Source organism: Parabacteroides goldsteinii, assembly GCF_020091425.1.
GTDB lineage: Bacteria > Bacteroidota > Bacteroidia > Bacteroidales > Tannerellaceae > Parabacteroides > Parabacteroides goldsteinii.
Genome location: NZ_CP081906.1, coordinates 42,688 through 67,890 on the forward strand (window position 1 = coordinate 42,688; position 25,203 = coordinate 67,890).

General features: G+C 39.2%; 15 protein-coding genes and 1 tRNA gene. 14 read left to right on the forward strand and 2 right to left on the reverse strand.

Annotated elements, in window-relative coordinates; all coding sequences use genetic code 11:
• Nucleotides 1-13: 13 nt before the first annotated feature.
• Nucleotides 14-1,315 carry a glycoside hydrolase family 57 protein gene (locus K6V26_RS00980; protein WP_007654094.1) on the forward strand — a complete coding sequence of 434 codons (1,302 nt, stop codon included), beginning with the start codon at nucleotides 14-16 and terminating at the stop codon, nucleotides 1,313-1,315.
• Between the two features lie 62 nt (nucleotides 1,316-1,377).
• On the opposite strand, the gene K6V26_RS00985 is transcribed toward K6V26_RS00980, so the two are convergent.
• Nucleotides 1,378-2,757, reverse strand: a complete 1,380-nt coding sequence (locus tag K6V26_RS00985) for a DUF4270 domain-containing protein (protein WP_044245836.1) — start codon at nucleotides 2,755-2,757, stop codon at nucleotides 1,378-1,380.
• Nucleotides 2,758-2,770: 13 nt separating this feature from the next.
• Nucleotides 2,771-3,589 (reverse strand): glycogen/starch synthase, encoded by an 819-nt coding sequence (locus K6V26_RS00990; RefSeq protein ID WP_044215231.1) that lies wholly within the window; start codon nucleotides 3,587-3,589, stop codon nucleotides 2,771-2,773.
• A 100-nt stretch (nucleotides 3,590-3,689) separates the two neighbouring features.
• Here K6V26_RS00990 and panC point away from each other — a divergent pair, with 100 nt between their 5' ends.
• From panC to K6V26_RS01055, 13 genes are all read left to right on the forward strand, one after another.
• The gene (gene panC / locus K6V26_RS00995; RefSeq protein ID WP_224264410.1) at nucleotides 3,690-4,532 is read left to right on the forward strand and encodes a pantoate--beta-alanine ligase; all 843 of its coding nucleotides are present in this window, start codon (nucleotides 3,690-3,692) and stop codon (nucleotides 4,530-4,532) included.
• Nucleotides 4,533-4,686: 154 nt separating this feature from the next.
• Entirely contained in the window at nucleotides 4,687-5,037 is a 351-nt protein-coding gene (gene panD / locus K6V26_RS01000) for an aspartate 1-decarboxylase (protein ID WP_007654090.1), read from the forward strand.
• 117 nt (nucleotides 5,038-5,154) lie between these two features.
• On the forward strand, nucleotides 5,155-6,477 hold the full coding sequence (locus K6V26_RS01005) for an MATE family efflux transporter (RefSeq protein ID WP_224264411.1): 1,323 nt from the start codon (nucleotides 5,155-5,157) through the stop codon (nucleotides 6,475-6,477).
• Nucleotides 6,478-6,555: 78 nt separating this feature from the next.
• Nucleotides 6,556-7,881, forward strand: coding sequence for a signal recognition particle protein (ffh, locus tag K6V26_RS01010; protein WP_007654088.1), 1,326 nt, complete (start codon nucleotides 6,556-6,558; stop codon nucleotides 7,879-7,881).
• An 18-nt stretch (nucleotides 7,882-7,899) separates the two neighbouring features.
• Nucleotides 7,900-8,796, forward strand: coding sequence for a bifunctional methylenetetrahydrofolate dehydrogenase/methenyltetrahydrofolate cyclohydrolase FolD (gene folD, locus K6V26_RS01015; protein ID WP_007654087.1), 897 nt, complete (start codon nucleotides 7,900-7,902; stop codon nucleotides 8,794-8,796).
• A 96-nt stretch (nucleotides 8,797-8,892) separates the two neighbouring features.
• Nucleotides 8,893-8,971, forward strand: a tRNA-His gene (locus K6V26_RS01020).
• A gap of 241 nt (nucleotides 8,972-9,212) precedes the next feature.
• The gene (locus tag K6V26_RS01025) at nucleotides 9,213-12,044 is read left to right on the forward strand and encodes a hypothetical protein (RefSeq protein WP_007654082.1); all 2,832 of its coding nucleotides are present in this window, start codon (nucleotides 9,213-9,215) and stop codon (nucleotides 12,042-12,044) included.
• A 26-nt stretch (nucleotides 12,045-12,070) separates the two neighbouring features.
• Entirely contained in the window at nucleotides 12,071-13,282 is a 1,212-nt protein-coding gene (locus K6V26_RS01030) for a hypothetical protein (protein WP_007654077.1), read from the forward strand.
• Nucleotides 13,283-13,979: 697 nt separating this feature from the next.
• The gene (locus K6V26_RS01035) at nucleotides 13,980-17,168 is read left to right on the forward strand and encodes a SusC/RagA family TonB-linked outer membrane protein (RefSeq protein ID WP_007654075.1); all 3,189 of its coding nucleotides are present in this window, start codon (nucleotides 13,980-13,982) and stop codon (nucleotides 17,166-17,168) included.
• 19 nt (nucleotides 17,169-17,187) lie between these two features.
• A complete protein-coding gene (locus K6V26_RS01040) occupies nucleotides 17,188-19,011 on the forward strand; it encodes a RagB/SusD family nutrient uptake outer membrane protein (RefSeq protein ID WP_007654073.1) in 1,824 nt (607 codons plus the stop codon).
• 31 nt (nucleotides 19,012-19,042) lie between these two features.
• The gene (locus K6V26_RS01045; protein ID WP_007654070.1) at nucleotides 19,043-22,129 is read left to right on the forward strand and encodes a SusC/RagA family TonB-linked outer membrane protein; all 3,087 of its coding nucleotides are present in this window, start codon (nucleotides 19,043-19,045) and stop codon (nucleotides 22,127-22,129) included.
• A gap of 11 nt (nucleotides 22,130-22,140) precedes the next feature.
• A complete protein-coding gene (locus tag K6V26_RS01050) occupies nucleotides 22,141-23,961 on the forward strand; it encodes a RagB/SusD family nutrient uptake outer membrane protein (protein ID WP_224264412.1) in 1,821 nt (606 codons plus the stop codon).
• Nucleotides 23,962-23,989: 28 nt separating this feature from the next.
• Nucleotides 23,990-25,069, forward strand: a complete 1,080-nt coding sequence (locus tag K6V26_RS01055) for a DUF4959 domain-containing protein (protein WP_007654064.1) — start codon at nucleotides 23,990-23,992, stop codon at nucleotides 25,067-25,069.
• Nucleotides 25,070-25,203: the final 134 nt, after the last annotated feature.

The window sequence follows — 25,203 nt, forward strand, 5'->3', positions numbered from 1 at the left end:
ACAATAACTAGATATGAAAACAATCTGTCTTTATTTTGAAATACATCAAATCATTCATCTGAAACGTTATCGCTGCTTTGATATAGGTACCGATCATTACTACTATGATGATTATGAAAATGAACGCAGTATCAGTGATATTGCAGCACGTTCGTATATTCCTGCTCTGACAACATTGCTTGAAATGGCAAAAGAGAATGGTGGGGCATTTAAAGTTGCATTTTCAATCTCTGGTGTGGCCATGGAGCAATTGGAGGTATATGCCCCCAGAGTGATCGAACTGTTGCATCAGTTGAATGATACCGGTTGCTGTGAGTTCTTGTGTGAACCTTATTCGCACGGTTTGTCTTCATTGGCTAATGAAGAGTGTTTCCGGGAAGAGGTAGACCGTATGAAGAAAAAGATCAAACAGGTATTCGGACAAACTCCGAAAGTGTTCCGTAATTCAAGCTTGATCTATTCGAATGAAATCGGTGCTTTGGTTGCCAGCATGGGATTTAAAGGTATGTTGACGGAAGGTGCTAAGCATGTTTTAGGTTGGAAAAGCGCTCATTATTTATATCATTGTGCATATAACCCGAATCTGAAGTTGTTGCTTCGTGATTTCAAATTGTCGGATGATATTAGTTTGCGTTTTTCTAATTCAAGTTGGAGTGAGTATCCATTGTTTGCTGATAAGTATATGGATTGGATTGCTGCATTTCCTGAAGAAGAGCAGGTTATCAATATATTTATGGAACTTGGGGCTTTGGGAATTGCCCAACCGTTATCTTCTAATATCTTGAGTTTTATCAAAGCATTGCCTGCTTGTGCAAAAGAAAGAGGTATTACGTTCTCTACACCGACAGATATTGTGACTAAATTGAAATCAGTGGATCAGGTTGATGTCCCTTATCCGATGTCGTGGATAGATGAAGAAAGAGATATCAGTTGTTGGTTGGGTAATGTGATGCAGCGTGAAGCATTCAATAAGCTTTATAGTGTGGCAGAACGTGTTCATTTGTGTGATGACCGTCGTATCAAGCAAGACTGGGATTATTTGCAGGCAAGTAATAATTTCCGTTTCATGACTACAAAGAATACGGGGATATGGTTGAATCGTGGTATCTATGATTCTCCTTATGATGCATTTACAAACTATATGAATATCCTGGGAGATTTTATTAGTCGTGTGAATGCTTTGTACCCAATTGATGTGGATAATGAAGAATTAAATTCATTATTGACTACAATTAAGAATCAGGGTATTGAGATTGAGACACTTCAGAAAGAAGTCGATAAGTTGAAAAAGAAAGCAGCGAAAAAGAAACAATAGTCTTTCATAAAAAAAGCGGATAATTTTTTTGATTATCCGCTTTTTTTATGAATTTAAAATTATTACTTATATTCCGTTGTCGTTATGACAATTTTTGTCGCTTCTTTTGTTTTGAGCAACTTGACTCCGGAAGGAAGTAAATAGTTGTTTATAGCAGTGGTGTATGGTTGAGATTGTCCGTAATAGCTGTTTGATTGACCTGTAAGACGTTCAACCGGAACCAAAAGCAATACCATATCCTTGTCAGGATTATTCTTTATATGTTCCTGCATCAGATTGGAGATATTATCATACGAATAAGATCGACTACTAGTACTGTAACTAGCAAGGAATGATGTTTTTTTATCTTCTATCTTATTATTCACAAAGAAAGTAGCCAAAGAATCTTTAGGCAGCAACAGTAAATTTGAAGGAGCAGAAAGAGCCCATTGCCAGTTTTCCTGCGGCAGTGCTTTTATTGTCAGAGGTATATTGTTGATAACACGGTCTCCGATTCTTTCAACTATATCCTGGGCAGGAATTGTTAATTGTGTATATACACCTGCCGGTGTTTTCAGATAAGCAATTGAATCATTTTCCTCTAACAACGAAGTCAAATCTGTATTTTTGAAACGGTTCAATTGCAATACTTCTTTGGTTACATTGAACGTTTCATTGGAATATGCGGTGGAATCCTGACCCTGGCTGCCTTTCAAACTGTACTTATAGTAGATCGAGAAAGTTGAATAGGTAATTTGCAGAATATTACCGCTACCATATGTATTTGTTATATACAATCCGGGGAAGAATTTATTAAAGTTCTCCTGGCTGCTGAAAGTACTTGGATTTTTGATTGATTCATCGTAGAACTTCTGACCGAACTCCTTAGGCATCCGGATTGTAACGGTCGGAATATAAGTGCGATCACCATTAGAATCAATGGCATTACGAATGCTGTCAGGCACAGAATTATCATATGCAGTATATGTTTGCATGCCCAATGAATTCTGCATGTCACAATACTCCAACGGATCGAAGTTCGTATAAAAATCTCTTTCCAGTTCTTTGTCTACCAAATATATCTGGGCACGCATAGGTGCTAAAGAATCACCTACCCAGGCACCGTTCTGATACATGATTTTAAAATCGATAGAGTCAATCTGTCCATTAATAGGTTCATGCTTAAATTTGAAGTCATCCGGGCAGTAAAACTGGCAGATGTAATCAGATTTTACGTTACCATACAACGGATCATAGAACTCCCCGAGAAGTCCATTAGTAGTTCTTGCATATACCGAATCCATCAGCAAAGTTGTCGCTTGCATCTGGAAAGTATCTACATATACGGGCATTTTGTCTCCGTCAGGCTGAATTGTCGAGCCAACCAGATTCAAATCATCACTACACCCACTCAGGATTGTTACTCCTAAGCCCAGGCCAATTAATAAAGGCTTGATCTTCATCATTTTCTCTCACTTATTTAGAATCTAATACGACATCGTAAAATTCGTTGAATGCATCCATATAAGTTTCCGGCGACTGATAAGGAAGGAACGGAGTATCTTTCTTGGTTGCAATATAGTCCAGTACATCCTGGTTGATCGTTTCACTACCTTGTATCACACCGTCAGCCATATCGATAGCCAGTTTCGTCAAGCCGACAAAGCTGGTATCAGCCTTAATACCTTTCAGGTCGCTGTCTTTGGCTCCGTCTGTTTTCAGTTTCTGAGCCAGTTCTTTTCTTAACGGTGTTTTAAAATCATCATTATAAATAGAATAGACTATTTTTGCATTTTTAAGACATGGATCGTCTGCATACATTCTTTTTATGTATAATGCAGTCAGTGCAGATATCCATCCGTGGCAGTGGATCACATCCGGTATCCAGCGAAGTTTCTTCACTGTTTCCAGTACTCCACGTACATAGAAGATCGAACGGTCGTCGTTATCTTCGTATTCATTTCCCTCTTCATCGCTGACAGTATGTTTACGCTGGAAGAAGTCTTCATTATCAATGAAGTACACCTGCATGCGTGCGGCCTGAATGGATGCTACCTTAATGATTAGCGGATGATCCGTATCATCAATGATAAGGTTCATACCCGACAGGCGGATCACTTCGTGCAACTGATTGCGTCGCTCGTTGATATTTCCGAATTTAGGCATGAAAGTTCTGATTTCGCGACCACGCTCCTGAATGCCTTGCGGCAGATTCCTGCATATTGTTGCAATCTCAGATTCGGGAAGGTAGGGTGTTATTTCTTGAGCTATAAACAAGATTTTTTTTGCATCCATTCTGTAAACTAGTTTTATAAAGACGGCACAAAGATAATAAATTTCTTTCATTTACCGTAATTATTTATTTGCTTTGCACCGTCAATAAGCATCTAAAAAGATGAAAATAGTAAACAGCATTCAAGAATTGAAGCGTTATCTTGCCGAAGAAAGGCAGCATAACAAGCAAATAGGCTTTGTTCCCACCATGGGAGCATTACACAACGGACACCTGAGCCTGGTTAAGCGTTGCGTGGAAGAAAACGATGTGTGCGTTGTCAGCGTTTTCGTAAATCCGACCCAGTTTAACGACAAAAATGATTTGGCGACTTATCCCCGCACGTTGGATAAGGACTGTGCATTATTGGAGCCGGCCGGTTGTGATTATGTTTTTGCTCCGACAGAGGCGGAGATGTATCCTGAACCGGATACCCGCATATTTGATTTCGGAACAGTATCGGCCGTGATGGAAGGGGCGCGCCGTCCGGGACATTTTAACGGGGTGGCCCAGATTGTCAGCAAGCTGTTTTATGCCGTAGAGCCGGATAATGCCTACTTCGGAGAAAAAGACTTCCAGCAGATCGCAGTGATCCGTGCGATGGTAAAACAGTTGAATATCCCTGTAAAGATTAACGCCTGCCCGATTTTGCGTGAGGACGACGGGTTGGCTTTAAGCAGTCGTAACGTTCGTTTAACACCGGAACAACGTCAAAAAGCACCGTTAATAGCACGTACGTTAAAAGAAAGTACTAACTTTGCAGCCGGAAAAAGCGTACAGGAGGTTATTGATTATGTTGTGAATACGATTAATGCCGACCCTGTTATGCGGGTGGAATATTATGAAATCGTAGACGGAAACACCATGGAGTCGATCAAAAACTGGTCGGATACCGATTATGCAGTCGGCTGTATCACGGTCTATTGCGGTGAAGTTCGCCTGATTGATAATATAAAGTATAAGTAGCTGATAAATAAGGTGATTACCTTTTCGAAAAAAAGTCAGGACTTTTGAGTTTAAAAGTCCCTTATTTTGAAAACAAAAGTCCCTTATTTTAAATGCAAAAGACCCTACTTTCGTTTGAGGGACATTTAATGGTAATCAAATTATACAGAAAACGATGTTTATAGAGGTAGTTAAATCAAAGATTCACCGGGTGACGGTAACGGAAGCTAATCTGAATTATATCGGTAGTATCACTATCGACGAAGATTTGTTGGATGCCGCCAACCTGATTGCCAATGAGAAGGTGGCTATTGTGAACAACAATAACGGTGAACGTTTTGAAACGTATATCATTAAAGGCGAACGCGGTTCGGGCGTGATTTGTCTGAACGGTGCAGCAGCCCGCAAGGCACAGCCTGGCGATATCATCATTATCATGTCGTATGCCATGATGGATTTTGAAGAAGCCAAAACATTTAAACCGGCTGTTGTGTTTCCCGATACAGCAACAAATAGACTGATATAGAGCATCGGTAGCAGCATTTAGAATGTTTTTAAACAACAATAAAGAAGCTCGCCGGTTGCCGGCGGGCTTTTTTTATGGTCTTGTGTTTCCCCTTTTAGAAAATAATAAGAGTAGAATATGTATACGAACAAACAAATCTGGAATGTAAGTTATCCTATTTTTCTGAGTTTGTTGGCGCAGAACATTATTAATGTGACCGACACGGCTTTCCTGGGAAGGGTAGGGGAAGTTGAACTGGGAGCCTCCGCGATGGGTGGGCTCTATTATATTTGTGTGTTTACGATTGCTTTCGGATTCAGTACGGGGTCTCAGATTGTGATGGCCCGCAGAAACGGTGAACGGCGGTACAGTGATGTAGGACCGGTCATGATACAGGGGGTGTTTTTTCTGTTGGCACTGGCGGCTGTGATGTTTACTTTCTCCCGTCTCTTTGCTAAAGATATTATGCGGTTCATGATTTCTTCCGATACGATTTTGGGAGCAACGGAAGAGTTCCTCGACTGGCGTGTGTTCGGATTCTTTTTCTCTTTCGTTAATGTGATGTTCCGGGCGCTGTTTATCGGTATAACCCGGACAAAGGTATTGACCTTGAACGCTGTTGTGATGGCATTGACGAATGTGCTGCTCGACTACCTGCTGATATTCGGGAAAGGTGGTTTTCCTGAAATGGGTATCAAAGGGGCGGCTATCGCCTCGGTGATAGCAGAGGGGGTGTCGATTGTTTTCTTTTTGGTTTATACCCGTCTGACGGTGGATATAAAGAAATATGCATTGAATCAATTCCGGTCGTTTGATATCAGGTTGCTGAAACGGGTGTTAAGTATTTCTATATTTACCATGTTACAGTATTTTATATCGTTGAGCACTTATTTCATGCTTTTTGTAGCCGTGGAGCATCTGGGGCAACGGGAGTTAGCGATTGCCAATATTGTGCGCAGTGTGTATATCGTTCTGTTGATTCCGGTTAATTCTTTATCTACGGCAACCAACTCTTTTGTCAGTAATAGCATTGGTGCGGGGCATACCGACCAGGTTATCCCGATTATCCGGCGGCTTTCTTATATCTCGTTTGGTATTGTGGCTGTATGTGTTTTTATCACCTGTATTTTCCCATCGGCTATCTTGTCGGTTTATACGAATGACGCCTCTTTGATACATGCTTCGATACCTTCGCTTTATGTGATTGCCGGAGCCTTGCTGATAGCGGCTGTCGCTAATATCGTATTTAATGGTGTGACAGGTACGGGAAATACCCGTTCTGCCTTTGCGATGGAGTTGGTGACACTTGTCTTTTATACATTGTTTATCTATGTGGCAGGGATGCGTTTACATCTTCCGGTTGCTATTTGTTTTCTGACCGAAGTTGTTTATTACACCGGACTGCTGCTGGCAAGTGTAATTTATTTGAAAAAAGCAGCTTGGCAGAATAAAAAGATTTAGAGGTTTACATCCTTTTTCTTACCTTTGCACCCTATTACGTTAGAAATTAGAAAGAAAAAAATAAATACACATACGAATATGTTTGAAAATTTAAGCGAAAGGTTAGACAGATCGTTTAAACTGCTGAAAGGTGAAGGCAAGATCACCGAGATTAATGTGGCTGAAACACTGAAAGATGTGCGCAAAGCCCTTCTTGATGCCGACGTAAACTATAAAGTAGCCAAGTCATTTACCGATACGGTAAAAGAAAAAGCGTTAGGACAAAATGTACTTACTTCCGTTAAACCCAGCCAGTTGATGGTTAAGATCGTTCACGACGAACTTGCCAGCCTGATGGGAGGAACGGCTATCGATATTAACCTGAGTGGAAATCCGGCTATTATCCTGATGTCGGGTTTACAGGGTTCCGGTAAGACCACTTTCTCCGGAAAGCTGGCCAATATGTTGAAAACCAAAAGAAACAAGAAGCCGTTGCTGGCTGCCTGCGACGTTTACCGTCCGGCGGCTATCGAACAGTTGCGTGTTGTCGGCGAGCAGGTAGGTGTTCCTGTTTATATGGAGCTGGAAAACAAGAATCCGGTAGAGATTGCGATGAACGCTATCCGCGAAGCCCGTGCCAAGGGTAACGATGTAGTGATTGTCGATACGGCCGGTCGTCTGGCGATCGACGAGCAGATGATGAAAGAGATTGCCGCTATCAAAAGTGCTATCCAACCGGACGAAACATTGTTCGTTGTCGACTCTATGACCGGACAGGATGCGGTGAACACAGCCAAAGAATTTAACGAACGTCTTGACTTCGACGGCGTAGTTCTGACTAAGCTGGATGGTGATACCCGTGGTGGTGCCGCCCTTTCTATCCGTACGGTAGTCGATAAACCGATCAAGTTTGTCGGAACCGGTGAGAAGATGGATGCACTGGATACTTTCCACCCGGAACGTATGGCTGACCGTATCCTCGGTATGGGTGATATCGTTTCTTTGGTAGAACGTGCCCAGGAACAATACGATGAAGAAGAAGCAAAACGTTTGCAGAAGAAGATTGCTAAGAACCAGTTCGACTTCAACGACTTCATTTCCCAAATCCAGCAGATCAAGAAGATGGGTAACCTGAAAGAACTAGCTTCTATGATTCCGGGTGTTGGTAAAGCCTTGAAAGATATCGATATCGACGATAATGCCTTTAAGAGCATCGAAGCGATTATCTATTCCATGACGCCGGACGAACGTGTTAATCCGGCTATCCTGAACGGTTCACGCCGTCAGCGTATCGCCAAAGGTAGCGGAACGACTATCCAGGAGGTAAACAAGCTAATCAAGCAGTTTGATGAAACCCGTAAGATGATGCGCATGCTTACCGCTGCCAAACCGGGAAGTAAGAAATTCCCATCGTTTAGAAGATAAAAACTAAAGAGATATATTATGGAAGACAATCATTATCAATTACTGGACGGAAAAGCCGTCTCTGCTCAGATGAAGAAAGAGATGGCGGAAGAAGTCGCCCAGATCAAAGCTGCAGGAGGTAAGATTCCCCACTTGGCAGCTATTCTGGTAGGTCATGATGGAGGAAGTGAAACCTACGTGGCCAGTAAAGTAAAAACTTGTGAAGAAATCGGTTTCAAATCGACGCTGATTCGCTATGAGGACGATGTGACCGAAGAAGAGTTGCTTCGCCGGGTAGACGAACTGAACAACGATCCGGATGTAGACGGTTTCATTGTGCAGCTTCCGCTTCCGAAACATATTTCAGAGCAAAAGATTATTGAGGCGATCGATTACCGTAAAGATGTTGACGGATTCCATCCGATCAACGTGGGACGTATGTCGATCGGTCTTCCTTGTTTTGTTTCTGCCACTCCGGCCGGTATTCTGGAATTGCTGAAACGTTATGAAATCGAAACAAGCGGCAAACATTGCGTAGTCCTGGGACGCAGCAATATTGTCGGTAAACCGATGGCAACCCTGATGATGCAGAAAAATTATCCGGGAAACTGCACGGTAACTGTTTGTCACAGCCGTTCAAAGAATCTGAAAGAAATGTGCCTGAACGCTGACATTATCATTGTAGCTTTGGGTGTTCCCGAATTCCTGAAAGCCGATATGGTGAAAGACGGTGCCGTGATTGTTGATGTTGGTACTACCCGTATGCCGAGTAGTGTAACCAAGAGCGGTTATAAGCTGACCGGTGATGTAAAGTTCGACGAAGTCGCTCCTAAATGTGCTTATATAACTCCGGTTCCGGGAGGTGTTGGTCCTATGACAATCATTTCTTTGATGCGTAACACGCTGTTAGCCGGGAAGAAAGCGATTTACAAGTAAAATATTTGTATAATTTTCTTTGAAAACGCTTGCGGAATCAGAAAAAACATCTATCTTTGCACCGTCTTAAAGAGAAATACTCAACGAGACTGAAATGGTGAGCGTAGCTCAGTTGGTTAGAGCATCGGATTGTGGTTCCGAGGGTCGTGGGTTCGAGTCCCATCGTTCACCCCCAAGATAGAAAAAAAAAAGCCATCCTGTTACAGGGTGGCTTTTTTTATGTCCATTTAGTAAAAAACTTACCCAGTATCCTATTATTTCCGGATCATACCGTACTTTTTTCAAAATATGAATAACATTTGTTGTAATATTCATGTGTCAATATTGTAGGCATAAATGTCAGATTTGTGAATTGATAGAAATAAAGGAGTCCTATTTTTGTTGTGTAATATTCAAATTAATTAAATTTTTAAATTATGAAAAGCACAATTGTAAAATGGATTTTAAATTTGTTTGTGGGAATTTCCTTGACAACCAGTCCTGTTGAGGCACAAACAATTATTCTGACAAGTGATCAACAACTAAACGATTTAACAGATCCTGATAAAAAAATAGATAATTCGTTGGGGTATGATTCTCGTTTGGAAAGTCTTCGTGATGTTTGTAAACGAGGAAAGAGTTATGGATCGAAAGAACTGATTATTGCGTTTGATGAATTTTTCCGTCAATATCGTACAGATAAGAATACGGAACGAAATTTAACTCCTGATATGGATGAATATGTTGATAAAATAAAAGTTGTCAGCGATTTTGTTTCTAAACAGGATATGGGACTTTGTTTGAGCCTGCTTAGTCCGCTTGAATTGGGTTTGGCATATAAAAATCAAACGGGTAACAGCGGTCGTTGGCTTGCTTATAAAGTCGGATTGAGGAATCCCCGTACAGGACAATTCAGCTTGCAGATGTGGCAGCAGTTGTTTTGGACGAATAATAAGGGACAAACTCCGGTTAAACTTAAAGGTGTAAAGGCTTATGCTTTTAAAGAAAAGGTGGTATCTACATCTATGCGATCTGTAAATCCGGATGATATTGTTTTATTGGAAAATGTGAAATATGAGGAGATTGATTCTATCAATGGCTCTGATCAGGGAACAATTCCGATGAAGCGCTTACGTATCTATGGTGATGGAATCCAATGTGCAGGTTTTGATCGGGTTATGGTTATGTTAGAATATGAAACTCAGGAAATGGATTACTTTGATCCGGAAGCTCCGGCTTTCTTGAGTAACTTGTTAAAGAAGTACCATGATAAAAAAGTAAATCTGACTTCCCTGTATTCTGATGAAATGCATATTCAACAAGATTGGTTTTATTTTGGACATCACGAAGAAGGTCAGTTTGCAGAACGTTATCTGACTAAAAATATGGCATGTCGGTATGAAGAGAAGTATAACCAGAAATTTGATGATCGCTACATGCTCTATTTTGCGTACGGAGCTCCGATGTTCCGTCCTACAACTGATGCAGTTGTCAATATTCAATATGTTTTGGGAGAAACACCGGATGCAATACATCGTACATTTTTATTACGTGACCGTTATTATCGAATGTTGAATGATGATGTAGTCAACTTATTCAAAAATGCGAAAGATTATGGTGAAAAGCTGTTTGGGCATGAATTGAGTACGTCGGCGCATGCATCATGGGCACAGAGTCCTACGATAGACTATTGGAATTGTGAGAAACTATATGGCAATCGTTATAAATATGAATATACATCCAATTTTATCTGGGGTAATACGGTACATCAGGCGTCTGCTGCTTGTTATGATTATTTTAAATGGAGTGAATATCTGCAACCGACCGGTAATGATTTTGCTGAAGGTGGTTGGAGTGACCGTAATTATTACGGGGCGGCAATGGCTGCATCCATAGGTGTTATCAATAAATATCCGAATGCCTATGCAGCAGCTTGGGGAATGCCGGATAAAGCTCTGGAACGTAAAATGGCTATAAATTATGCGTATGGTGCCAGTCCGAGTGAGCCAATCCGCTTAATGACAGGAAATGTGCACCGCGATACTGAAGTGTTGATTCTTTATCCGATGAATTTGGTTGCTGTGGAACCGCGTTTTGGAAGTTGGATGACGCAATATGGATATGCAAATTATCTGACAACTGATAAATTGCTTGAAATGGGAACTGTACAATCGGACGGACATATCCAGGTCGCAGAAAAAAAGTACGGAACATTGGTTGTTATGTTTGAGCCGTTACCGGAAAAAGGATTACTGGATATGATGGAACGTTTTGTTAAAGCTGGTGGAAAGGTTGTCTGGTTCAGTACTCCGCCTCTGATCGATAAAAGTGGGGAAAATTGTACCAGGCAGTGGCAGAAACTGTTTGGAGCTCAGTATAACCATGATTGTTATATGGGGGAAATTGCATCCGGGAAAATGATTGATTTTTCCGGGAGTTTGTCTGATGTTCCGGATCAGTCAATCCTGACAGATTTTATTGTGGACCGGATTTATCCGGTAACTCCCGTTTCTAATGCGGAGATTATAGCTTATTCAGACAAGAAAGTGGTTGGGACAATGCTTAAATATCCTGATGGAGGAATTGCTTGTTATTGTGGTTTCCGTCCACGTGATGACCAATCGGCAAGCCTGGGGTATGAAACCCGTACTTTGTTTGAAATACTAAATGCTTGTAATGCTTATCCTTCTACCGGAAAGTTTGTGGTAAATGATAATCCGTCGTATCTTTCAAGGACTGGTGAATATTTTGTTTCTTCTTTCCCGAATTCAACAACCATGGTAGTAGCACATTATCGTACACATGCTGAAAGTTGGTTTGGAGGTTTCTCAAGAAATCAGGAAGATGATGAAAAAGTATTGCTTGAAAATCCTCTTCCATCAGATCGGATAGAATTGAAACAGGCAAAAATTAACGGGCATGAGGTATCATATGTAGGACGTTTATCTTTAGGCTTTCGTTTAGACGGTCAACAGCTGATTGCATTTTCAGGACAGCAGTGTAATGAAATTACTCTTGACGGAACTCATTATAAATTTGCAGATACCCCCGTGGATTTAACATTTTCGCCTGTAGATAATGATATGTCCCGCTATCAGATGTATGTTGCCGGTGAGGGTAAAATAAGCATACCTCTTCCTGCACATGTGAAAAAAGCTGAAGTCCGTTTTAATGGTAAAAAAATTAATTGTTCGGTGGCTGACCATCGTCTTACCCTAATGATTTTACCAGTTTATGCAGGAAAAAGGTTGGATCTTAGTTTGAAATGAGAAGGATAATTAGTAAAAAATATTTTATGAAACATTATTTCGTATTGGGAATGATCTTTTTATTGTTACTGTTTACAAGAATAGGACAAGCACAGGAAAGATTGGATTTATCGGCACAGATACCCATAGTAGCCTGGTATGGCATAAGGGCAAATGAAGCGACCGTTGAGCGTTTCAAGGAACTGAAAGAGGCAGGATTTACTATAAACTTTAGTGAGTATTCAAGTTTGGAAGAAGTGGAAAAAGCGCTTGACGCCGCACATAAAGTAGGTGTGCAGCTAATAATAGCTTGTCCTGAGTTACGTAAAGAACCAGAAAAAACTGTTCGGAAATTTATGGAACATCCGGCGGTTGCAGGTTATTTTTTACGGGATGAGCCTGTTGTTGCAGATTTTGCAGCGCTAGGTGATTGGGCTAAAAGAATACAAGCTGTAGATAATCGCAAATTTTGCTATCTGAACTTATTTCCGACAGGAGGTGAGGAGCATTTGAGGTTTTTGGGTGTTCAGAATTATCGTGATTATATTACCCGTTTTAATAAAGAGGTTCCTCTACCATTTCTTTCTTTCGACCATTATCCGGTTCTTGGAGATAATGTTTTGAAAGCTGAATGGTATGAAAATCTGGAAGATTTCTCAGATGAAGCAAGAAAAATCGGTAAGGATTTCTGGGCGTTTGCTCTTGCTACCAAACATGGACCATATCCTGTTCCGACACGCGCTTCTTTACGGTTACAACTATATAGTAATCTGGTTTATGGAGCCCAAGGGTTACAGTATTTTACTTATTGGACACCGGCTGGTGATTCTTTTTATGATTATCAACACGGACCGATTGGTTTGGATGGTAAGCGAACGGAAGTTTATGATTTGGTGAAAGATATGAATGCCGAGATCAGATCAATTGCCGGAATCTTTTTGGGGGCAAAAGTTTTGTCGGTCAGACATACAGGAAGTGTTATACCGAGAGGTACGACACGTTTGACCACTCTTCCTGAAAAGGTGAAGGTTTTGGATACACATGGATATGGAGCCATTATTTCATTGCTGGAAAATGGAGGTAAGAAATATCTTGCTATTGTAAACAGAAGTCTGATGGATACAATGGAGCTTACCTTTTATGCAGATCCCTCCGTGAAACGTGTATTAAAAGACGGAAGTCTTGTTTCTGCTGAATCGTATACAGCTACTTTATTAATCTCTCCCGGAGATATATTGATTTATTTGTTGGAAAAATAGAAATTGGGAATGCATTTGAAATAAGAAATATTTATATCAGATGTATTTGTCAAAAATGAAACTTGAAAAATCATTTTTTTAATATTTAATAAAAAAAGAATTTGTTCCTTTGATATTAGTAAAAATATATACCGTGTAGAACAGATGAAACAGATTAATGAAACCGAAAAAACGCAGGTTATAACCTGTATAATTGACAAATCTTTTTGTCAATTATATTATTCTATAATAAAATCTTGTATTTGGTTAGTGCTTTTGAAAAGTGCTATTTTGACTATCCTTTGTAAATCATCCATCCCTATATATAAAGAAACAGGATAAAAATAAGCTTCTTTATCCTGAAAAATCCTATTTGTTTTTTGTTAAATCGTCATTTGAACGGAGTAAAAACATGGTTTTTGCTCCGTAGTGAAATCTTTATGTCTTTGCCGAAGTATTCTTTGGCTAGAATTCGGTTAATTATGATAATAATACAAACTTTTATTGCGATATGTAAACGAAAATTGTTGAATCTTTTACCCTTTCATAAGAATTTTAGGGTAAAAATTGAAGTAAAGATGTTGAACTGTTTCTGAAATGAGTATTCTTGATTTTGTCAAAAATGAGAACTTGTGAATCTCTCAAATGCACGTGAATAATTGTGTATATACTTTGTTATTAAGCTTGCTTACTATAATGTACAATAAGCTAATCTTTTATGAAAAATGTCAGATTAACAAAATTAGGAGGCAAATCAGCTTTGCTGATCACCTCATTGTTGTTAACCCCTTTCTATGGGTATTCGGAAAAATCTAATGTTATACCGGAAAAAAACGAAAAGGCAGGAGTTCAACAACAAACTTCGCTATTAACAGGTATTGTCTTGGATAAAGACGGTTTCCCGTTGATTGGTGTAAATATTATGGAAAGTGTTACAAACGGAACTGTTACCGATGCAGATGGTAAATTTTCCATTAAAGTCACTCCACAGTCTGTGTTGCGTGTATCCTATATTGGATATGTGACACAAACAATAAAGGCAGGGAGCCAGAAATCTGTATCTATTACATTGCTTGAAGATACAGAAACACTGGAAGAAGTAGTAGTGGTTGGATACGGTTCCCAAAAGAAAGTGTCTGTAACCGGAGCAGTCGCTGCAATACAGACGAAAGAACTGAAACAAAGTTCTGCTGCGAATTTGTCAACCGCTTTGGCTGGACGTCTACCGGGATTAACCGCTTTGCAGACATCCGGACAACCGGGTGGAGATGATGTTACATTTTATTTACGTGGGGCCAGTACGACAAATGGAGCAAATCCTCTTATTTTAATAGATGGTGTGCCACGTGATAATATTTCTACGTTAGACCCGAATGAAATTGCTTCCGTATCTATATTAAAGGATGCATCTGCTACTGCAGTATTTGGCGTTCGTGGTGCTAATGGTGTTATAATGATTACCACACGTCGTGGTGAGGTAGGAAAAACAGAATTAAGTATTTCTGCGGATTATAGTTTGCAGCAATTTACTGCCCAGGCAGATCGTATTCACTCCTGGGAATTTGCTGAGTTACGTAATCAGGCGTTTCGCAATGATGGATATTCTGAAGCGGATTTACCTTACACCGATTATATGATCGATATGTATAGGTCTGGTAAAGATCCTGTATTTTATCCGGATAGGGATGTATATAGTGAATTTTTTTTAAAATGGGCTCCTCAAACTCGTGTTAACGTGAATTTGAGTGGAGGAACAGAAAAATTGAGCTATTTCATGAATGTTGCTTATTTGGGGCAAGGAGGCCAATTCCGCACGGAATCGGAGAAGGATCTGGGATATGATCCGAGTTATAAATCGGATCGTTATAATTTTCGTGCAAACCTGGATTATAAAGTACTTTCAAATTTAAAGCTTTCTTTGAATCTGGCTTCTTACTTGGAAAAGGTAAATACTCCACAAACAAAAACTCTTTTTGGAGGAAGTGTCGCTGCTATGATTGAAAATATGAGGGCTTATATTTGGGGAACACCTCCGACAGATCCGGGACCACTGACTCAAGAGGGTTATACGTTGATAGATGGAACATCTGTTCCGGCTGGTGAGGTTGTTAATCAGTCTGGTCAGGACCGCAATACTTATGGGGAAATAAACCGTAGAGGGTATCAGCAGGAAACGAATACTAATTTGAATTCATCGTTAATCGTGGATTGGGGATTAGATTTCATAACGAAAGGACTTAGTAATAAATTTATGATTTCTTTTGACTCAAAAGCTGTGACTACTTTACAGGGAGTCCGATCGTATGATGCTTATGGTGTGTCGGTTGCCAGAACGGCGGAAGACCAATCTTATTATACAAAAGTGAGAACGAATGAAAATAATGCTATTTCTCTCTCAAAGTCTATGTCGACCAACTATTATATGAATATGCAGTATTCATTGAATTATGCCCGGAAATTTGGAGTGCATGATGTCACAGGGATGGCTCTGGTTCAACGTGATAATTGGCAGGAATATGCAGCAGATTTACCTTATAATATGTTAGGTGTTTCAGCGCGTGCTACTTATGGATATGATTCTCGTTATCTGGCTGAAGTAAATATTGGATATAACGGTTCCGAGCAATTTGCAAAAGGACATCGTTTTGGTTTTTTTCCTGCTTTTTCCGCAGGTTGGGTGGCTAGTAATGAAAGTTTCCTGAAAGATAATAAGACTATTTCTAATTTGAAGTTACGTGCTTCTTATGGTAAAGTGGGTAATGATAAATTAGGTAGTACACGTTTCTTGTATATAAGTAACATTACGAGTGGTGGTGGAGTTATTCCTTCTTTAGGACGTGGGCAAGCCATTTCACAAGGGAAATTAGGAAATACCAATTTAAGTTGGGAAATTGCTTATAAACAGAATTATGGAGTTGACATACAGTTGTTTAATGAACTGTCTTTAACTTTTGATTATTTTAAGGAAAAACGTGAAGGAGTTTTGATATCTCGTGGTACAGTACCTGAAATTCAGGGAGTAGCACTTGGTAATCTGCCAAAAGTCAATATGGGACGTATTGATAATCATGGATATGAGTTGGAGGCAACTTACAATAAGCGATTAAACGATGATTGGTCATTTACTGTAAAGGGAAATTTCGCGTATAATAAGAATACCCAACGTTTTATGGATGAAGCACAAAAAACGGCTGATTATGCATATCGTTACAGAAGTACAGGTTACAGTATAGGACAGTGTTTCGGATATAAAATAGACTATAGTAATGGTAATGGATATATTAATACACAAGAAGAACTGGACAACGCTTTGGCTACTTATCAGGTAGGAGGAACTCCTCGTTTGGGTGATTTTCTTTATGTGGATATAAATGAAGATGGTGTAATTGATGAGAAGGACCAGGCTCCGATCAAGTATAGTGATATACCTCGTATTACTTATGGCTTTTCTGGTTCTGTAAACTGGAAGAATTTTGATTTTTCATTTTTGTTTTCCGGTATAGCTAAAGCATCCCGTGTATATACTGGTTGGGGAGCTACAGAGTTCGGTTTGGTTGGTTTCTACAGTGATTATCATTTGCAGGCTTGGACTGCTGAACGTTATGCTAATGGTGAAGAAATTAAATATCCAGCCTTGGCATCCTCACCCGGAACTAGCCAGAAGGCAAATGATTTCTTTATTATGGATCGTTCTTTCCTGCGTTTGAAGAATATAGAACTGGGGTATACATTGCCTAAAAAACTTTTGAAAAAAGTCGGAATTAATAGTACACGAGTTTATGTAAACGGGAATAATCTATTGACATGGAAGGCCATGAAAACTGATGCAATTGACCCGGAGCAAAGTGCAGAGCTTAATTATCCGATTACTAAGATGATGAATTTTGGTATTAATGTGACATTTTAATCATTGAAAGGAGAGTTATATGAAACTAACATATTTCTTAATATCTTCAATTGTTCTGTTGGGAACATTGAATTCTTGTTCTGATGTCCTGGATGTAGCTCCTGATGGAACGCTCACTATGGAGGAAATATATGCAGACCCGGATAAAGTAGGTGCTTTGTTGAATGCTTGTTATAATAATATTCCTCAAAAGGGATATGCTTATTGGTTTTTTGATCCTTTAGTGACAGCTTGTAGTGATGAAGGGTGGTCTTCGGAAGAAGTACAGGGAACAAGTATTCAATCAATGTATAATGCGAATGAATCAGCGTCTTCCCATCCGATAAGAGATATGCACGATGGACATGGTGCAGCTAATAATGCTTATTGGTCCAGATATTGGCAACAAATACGTTTGTGCAACCAGTTTTTGGAAAATATAGGGACTGCGGCTGTAAATAGTGAAGCAGAACGTGCCCGTTTTACCGCAGAGGCACACGTTATGCGTGCTTTTTTCTATTCAGAGTTGGTTAAATGGTTTGGCAAAGTTCCTATTGTGGATAAAACCATAGCGTTTGATGCTGATTTTTCTACATTGAAACGAGAAGCCGTGTATGATGTTGCCCGATTTATAGCAGAAGACTGTGATGCCGGTCTCAATTGTGCGGAACTACCCTGGCGTATTACAACGGAAGATGAAGCAATGCGGGCAACTAAAGCATTAGCTTGGGCTGTTAAATCTAAAATGATGTTGTTTGCAGCCAGCCCTTTGTTTAATGCAGGAGAAGATCATTGGGAAGAAGCATATCAGATGAATAAACAGGCTGTAGAGGAATTGAAAAAGAATGGGTATGCATTATTTACCACATGTACTAATCCTTCGACATTTGGAACATATGACGCTGCTGCTTTTCATCAGTTGGTTTGTCAAAATGCAGACTATTCAGCAGAACCACGTGATAAAGAAACAATTTGGCAACATCGTGCCGGAGGTGTTTTCGTATGGCATGTCGGTTATATAGGAAGTTCTATGGATGGTACTTATAAATGTGGAACATGTCCTACTCAGGAGCTGGTTGATGCTTTCGAAACAATAGATGGGCAGCCTATACTGGATTTGGCTAAACCTTATTTGGACGAAAAGCATATGCAACCGAATTATAATCCAGATAATAAAATATATGATCCTAAAAATCCGTATGAAAATCGTGATCCGCGTTTGACAGCAACAGTTTTATGTAATGGTGATTCTTTAATCTGGAATAATGGAGAAGTATTTACTGTTGAAACTTATGTGAATGGCCGACATGGAATGAGTTTGGATCCGTCTGACAGAGCTCATAGTCGTACTGGTTATTATCATAGGAAATTAGTTACTCCCCAGGCTTCAAATACAAATCAAATAAATAATTCAAACTGGAAATTTTTCCGGTTAGGAGAAATTATTCTGAATTATGCGGAAGCTGCAGCAGAATCAGGGCATTTGGCAGAAGCCAAAGCTGCCGTGGATGAGATAAGGGCTCGTGTAAATATGCCTGCGTTGCCAGCCGGTTTGTCGAAAGATGAAATGATTTTACGTGTTCATAATGAACGACGCGTTGAATTAGCTTGGGAAGAGGTTCGGTATTTTGATTTACGTCGTTGGCAGAAGCCTGAAGGTAATTTGAATGCTACATGCCAGTGGTTGACAGGAATGAGAATTACAAAAAATAATGATGGCTCGTTCAATTATCAACGATATAATATATCTACAAATCCACGTGGTGGATATCAGAATAGAGATTTATTATTGCCATTACCATTGGACGAAGTGTCCCGTTTGGAGTCAACAACGGGAGTCTCCTGGCAAAATCAGGGATGGTAATATTCTGTATAACTTGAAAAGAATCTAAATTATGAGCTACATAAAAAATAAAATATCCATATTGGCTATTTGTGCTTGCTTGAGTTCTCCGGGAATATTAGGTTGGGCACAAGATCCTTCTATTCAATTAAAAGGGTTTGTCATTGATGAGTTTGGAAAGCCGATTTCCGGGGCTCTTTTGAAGTCGGAAAACGGAAAATGCGAATATCTGACAAAAGTTGATGGTGCGTATGAAATTGATATAAAGGATGGAAGCCAATATATTACAGTTTCATATATCGGTTATGATGATAAAAAAGTATCTGTCGTAAATCACGAAGGATTGGAATCTATTCAGTTGTCATATGATGCTGAAAAAATGGATGAGGTCATAGATTTGGGATATATGTCGTTACCTAAAAGGGCGGTAACCGGAGCTGTTTCCAGAGTTTTAGGTTCAGATTTGGATAAGTCTCCTGAATCAAATCTGACAAAAACTTTTGCAGGTCGGTTTACGGGGTTGACGACGATAGAAACAAATGCTGAATTATCCCGTGGAGCATTGAGTTCTTCGTCAACAGGGGTAACACAATTGGTCAGAGGGCTTTCTACCATTAATGGACGGGAACCGCTAGTGATTGTGGATGGAATTATTTGTCCTAATACGAATTATACATATATTACTCCTAAAGAAATAGAGTCGGTAACTATATTGAAGGATGCTGCTACAACGGCTATTTATGGCATTCAGGGAGCCAATGGGGTAATTTCGATTAAGACTAAGCAGGGACACATTGGAAAAACAAAAGTAGAGGTGAATTTTGACCAGTCATTCCAGCAAATGACAAAAGAACCTTTATTTGTTAATTCATCCGATTATGTTACAATGAGAAATCAGGCAGGCTATAATGATGGTCTGGGGGGGTATTCCCAGTTTTCTAAGACGGATACCGAGTTGTTCCAAGCTGGAGGTAATGAATTATATCCGAATAATAACTGGTATAAAATGTTTATACGTCCTTTGACTTTAATGTCCAGAGTAGGTGTAAATGTAAAAGGGGGAACTGAGAGAGTTCGTTATTTTTCTAATGTGAATTATATGCACCAGCAATTGCCGTTTAAAACAGCTAATGAAAGTGGTTCGAAGTATGATCCGACTCCTAAAAATAGCTGGTTTAATTTCCGTTCGAATATTGATGTGAAAATAAATGATTATTTAAGTGGTTTCATGCGGTTGTCCGGTAATATTAAAACAGAAAAGACTGCAGGTTATGGTAATGAGACTATTTATAACCATATATTTAATCTGCCACCCACGATGTATGGTCCATTAACTCCGTCAGGAGACGGTCTAAGTAACGGTAATCAAGTTGTAACACATGATAATGAGAAAACTCCTGTCTACGGGATGCTGAACCGTTCTGGTTATATTCAGGCTCTTGTTGCCAATATAAACGCTCAAGCTGGTTTGACTTTGGATATGAGTTTTCTTACTAAAGGTCTTTCTGTAAGTGGGACAATGGCTTATCAAACTAATTCTGTGAATCAAACAACTACAACTCAGAATTTTGAACGTTATGTCCGTTCAAAAGACTTGTCAAAGTTGGATTTTTCATTATTAGGTTCAGACAACAATACTCCTCTTTCTTACGGAAAAAGCTCTACATTTTATTACAATTTGAATCTTTATGCAAATGTGGATTATAAACGTAGGTTTGATGATCATAGTATTAGCGCCATGGGGTATATTTTTTATTTGCAACAAGAGAAAGAGGTCTCTTCTGGTTCCGGTATGTTGCCATATAAACGTGAAAGTTTAGGATTTACAGCAACGTATGGTTATAAAGACCGTTATTTTGTAAAAGCGGATTTGGGATATTCCGGTTCTGAACAGTTCCACCCAGATAACCGTTATATTGCTACTCCGGCTATTTCCGGTGCCTGGGTTGTTTCGGATGAAGCTTTTTTGGAGAATTGGACTTGGTTAAGTAATTTGAAATTAAGAGCCTCGTATGGTATTACAGCAAATGATCAGCTGGGTGGGGAACGATTTTTATATCTGGATTATATTGATGTAAGTGGTAATGAAGGATTAAAAGGTAATCCGGATTTGATGGCGGAGAAGATGAAAAAGCAAAATTATGGTTTTGATCTGGGGCTGTTCAATGAATTGACCATCTCTTTTGACTGGTATAAATCTTTGTGCGATAATATGCTGGTAAGTAGTGCTGGTTTAGTTCCGGAATATCAAGGAACTGTACTTTCCAACTATCCAAAAACGAATACGGGTAAAATGGAAAATCATGGTTTTGAAATTGAAGCAATGTATGACAAAAAGATTAATGAAGATTGGTCTTTTTATGTAGGCGGCGCTTTCAGTTATAATAAAAACAAGGTTATTAATATTAATGAATCTCCTTATTCAAATGAGTATGCTTATCCGTACCGTACAGAGGGATTTAGTTATGGGCAACAGTGGGGATATTTGATTGATTACAGCAATGGCAATGGCATGTTTAATTTTCAGGAAGAACTTGAAAAGAGCGGTTTGAGTTATGCTTTCGGAACTCCTCGTGTCGGTGATTTTATCTATCAGGATTTAAACGGTGATAAAATAATAGATGAAAAAGATAAAGCTCCGATTTTAAACACTTCTATACCGCAGCAGTACTATAGTTTCTCCGGAGGTTTTAAATATAAGGGTTTTGAAGTTAATCTTTTATTTCAAGGCGTTGGTAAATATTCAAAAACAATAAGTGGTGTAGGTGCATATGAATCGGAATATCAGGGTGTATTTACAGACCTTCATTTAAAAGCATGGACTCCTGAACGTTGGAATAATGGAGAAGAAATAACTTATCCGGCTTTATCGTTGAAAGCATCTACCAACCATCAGCCAAACAGTTTCTTTATTATGGATGCATCTTATTTGCGCTTAAAGAACGCGGAGGTTGCTTATACATTACCATTGAATACTTCAAAGAAGGTTTTTGCAGAAAAAATCCGTTTTTCTTTAAGTGGACAGAATTTGTTTACAATCGATAATATGCGTTCAAAACATATAGATCCGGAAATAGCTAACATGGGTACTTTCCAACCATATAGAGTGTATAATATTGGAGTGAGCTTAACATTTTAAATATAGATATTATGAAGAATCTGATAAATATATTAGTTGTTACTTTTACATTGTGTTGTTCTTCCTGTGCAGATTTGGATATAGCTTCCGATGGGCGTGTGTCGTTGAATGATATTTTTAATCGATATGAACGTACATCTGCTTATTACTCCAATTGCTTGGGATATATGCCTCAGGTTGGATTTACGTATGAAAATACGAATACTCCTTTGGCTTCTTTTTGTGATGAAGCCCATGATGCAAATGACAATCAGGACGGACCGGTATCCAAGTGGTATAAAGGATATACGACTCCTGAATATAATCCTTTAACAGCCAGTTATATGGATCCTTGGTCGCATTATTTTGAAGGTATTCGTCGTTGTAATACTTTTTTGCTTTGTATAAATGATCCGGAAATGGCCACTTATACTTTTAATGAAGTAGAAAAAAATGGTTGGATTGCCGAGGTTCGTGTTGCACGTGCGTTTTATTATTTACAATTGATAAAACGTTATGGGGGAGTTCCTCTAATAGAAACTCCTTACGAGACGAATCATGATTTCTCGATAGATAAACGTGCCTCTTTTGAGGAATGTGCAGATTTTATTATTTCAGAATGTGATAAGGCTTTGGCTACGGTAGAGTCCGAAGGACAATCAATTGGTTTTCGTTGGCAAATAAATGATAACGAAAGAGGAAAATTGACACGTGCTTTTGCTTGTGCTGTGAAATCTCAGACGGCTTTATATGCAGCAAGTCCTTTATGGAATGAGAACGGAAGCAGTAAATACACATGGGAGAAAACAACAGAAATTACCAAAGAGGCTTTAGATCTTTGTTTGCAACATGGTTTTGAGTTGTATAGTCAGGCTCCGGATCCTGCAATTGCTCAGAATGCATATGCCTATTATTTCATTACTCGTTCAGATCCAAGCCGTTCATGGGATAGGGAAACTATCTATGAAACGACCTCCTGGCGTTCAAATGTCTGGAAGTTTGCCGGGACTCCTATTACAAAAGGTATGGAAAAAGCTGGAGCTGGACCTTCGCAGGAGTTGATAGATAGTTATGAAATGATTGATGGTACTCAACCCATTTTAGGTTATTCGGATGCAGAGCATTTGCGGCCGATATTAAATACGGCTTCTTCTTATGATCCGAAAAATCCGTATGCGAATCGTGATCCTCGTTTCTATGCGTCGGTTTATTATAATGGGGCTATTCGATATTTAGATCAACCTAATGGAGATGTTGTAGAAACATATGTGGGTGGAAATTGTGGTATCTCTGATAAGGTGACGGATATTCGTTATACTCGTACGGGATATTATATGCGTAAATTCAATAATTTCAAATCCGGAATCGGGCAGGATGCAGATGGACTTATGCGTATTTTTCGCTTGGCTGAATTATATTTGAATTTTGCAGAGGCAGCTTATCAGGCTGTAGGTCCGGATGGACAAGTGGCATCCAAAGTAGGGGCAGAGGCGTTATCAGCCAGAGATGCTGTTAATAAAATCAGGGTTCGTGCCGGTATACCGGCATTATCGTCAGGCATGTCGAAAGATTCTTTTGAAAAACGTTATAGAAATGAACGTCGTGTAGAATTAGCTTTCGAAGAACATCGTTTCTTTGATGTTCGTCGTTGGAAAATTTTAAATGAAACAGATGATTTTGTGACAGGTATGAAAATTGTAAAAGAGGAGGATGGTACTTTCACATACAATCGAATCAAACTTGCATCGCGTGGGACAAATGCAGATAAATATTTGCTCTACCCGATTAAACAGACAGAAGTAGCCAAGATGTTGAAACATACGGGTGCTAACTGGCAGAATCCGGGATGGTAATTGAAGATATAATTAAAAAAAGTATACAATGAAGAAATATATTCTATTAGTAATGTTCATCTCGCTTTTTATTTATGCATGCGACAATGATGACAATAATAAGGGCCATATAGATCCTGTCAGCAATGTGGAGTGTATACCTTTTATTGGTTCCGTCACATTGAATTGGATGAATCCAACAGATGCCAATTATTATTATACATTGATTTCCTATAGAAATTCCCAAGGAGAAAATGTGAATAAAAAGGTTAGTAAATATAGTGCTGATGCTAATAACAACGTATCGGTTGTTGTTGGAGGATTTACAGATACGGAAGAACATGAGTTTGTTTTGACATCTTATGGATATGGTGGAGAATCCTCATCTTCTGTAACGGTGAAAGGTGTTCCTCAGGGTATAGAGGAGGCAAAAGATTATGTAATCGAAACCGTTGAAATGGAACCGGCAAGTGGTGGTGCAAAGATTTTCTGGACAAATGAGACATTTGTGGGAGTTGACCTGATAGCTTCATATCTGGATAAAAATAATGTGAAACAGGAAGTTACTATTGATGCAACTCAAACAGGGGTATATGTTGTTACCGGTTTTATCGCTGAAACAAAATTGACGGTTTATGCAGTGAATCAAGCGGATGGTGGAAAGTCTGTAGAAAAAGAGTATGTGATTACTCCGGTTATTGATCCGGATGATGTTGTTTATCCCGATGTGGAATATGTAACTTTCCAGGCTACAATTAATGATATGACATTGGTTGCTTCTAATCCGGAGAATTCAAATGAATATACGATTGTAACAACAGGAGGGGACCCTTATATTTATTCAAATGGCTTAGCTGCCGCAAAAAAAGGTTCTACCATGGTATTCCGATATAAGTCTACTAAAAGTGTTAAGTTACAAATATTCTGGTGTACTTCGTCTTCCGGACCATCTGAAGCTAATTCGACAACGATAGAGTTTCCGGCAGCAGAAGAATGGACAACATTTGAACAGGACTATACAGCCGGAATGGCTACTGTCGGCTGGGGTAATTCAGGTGATTATATGCGTTGTGATTTCGGTACAAATGCTGATGTTACAATAAATATCAGAAATATACGATTTAAATGATTTTTCGATAAATGATAGAGAGGGTGTATACAGGAATTTCAAAAATTTATAGTATCACCCTCTTCTATGAGATATGGAGAAGTCTTTAAAATATATCATTATATGATATTTGCGTCTGATACGATTAAATAGGA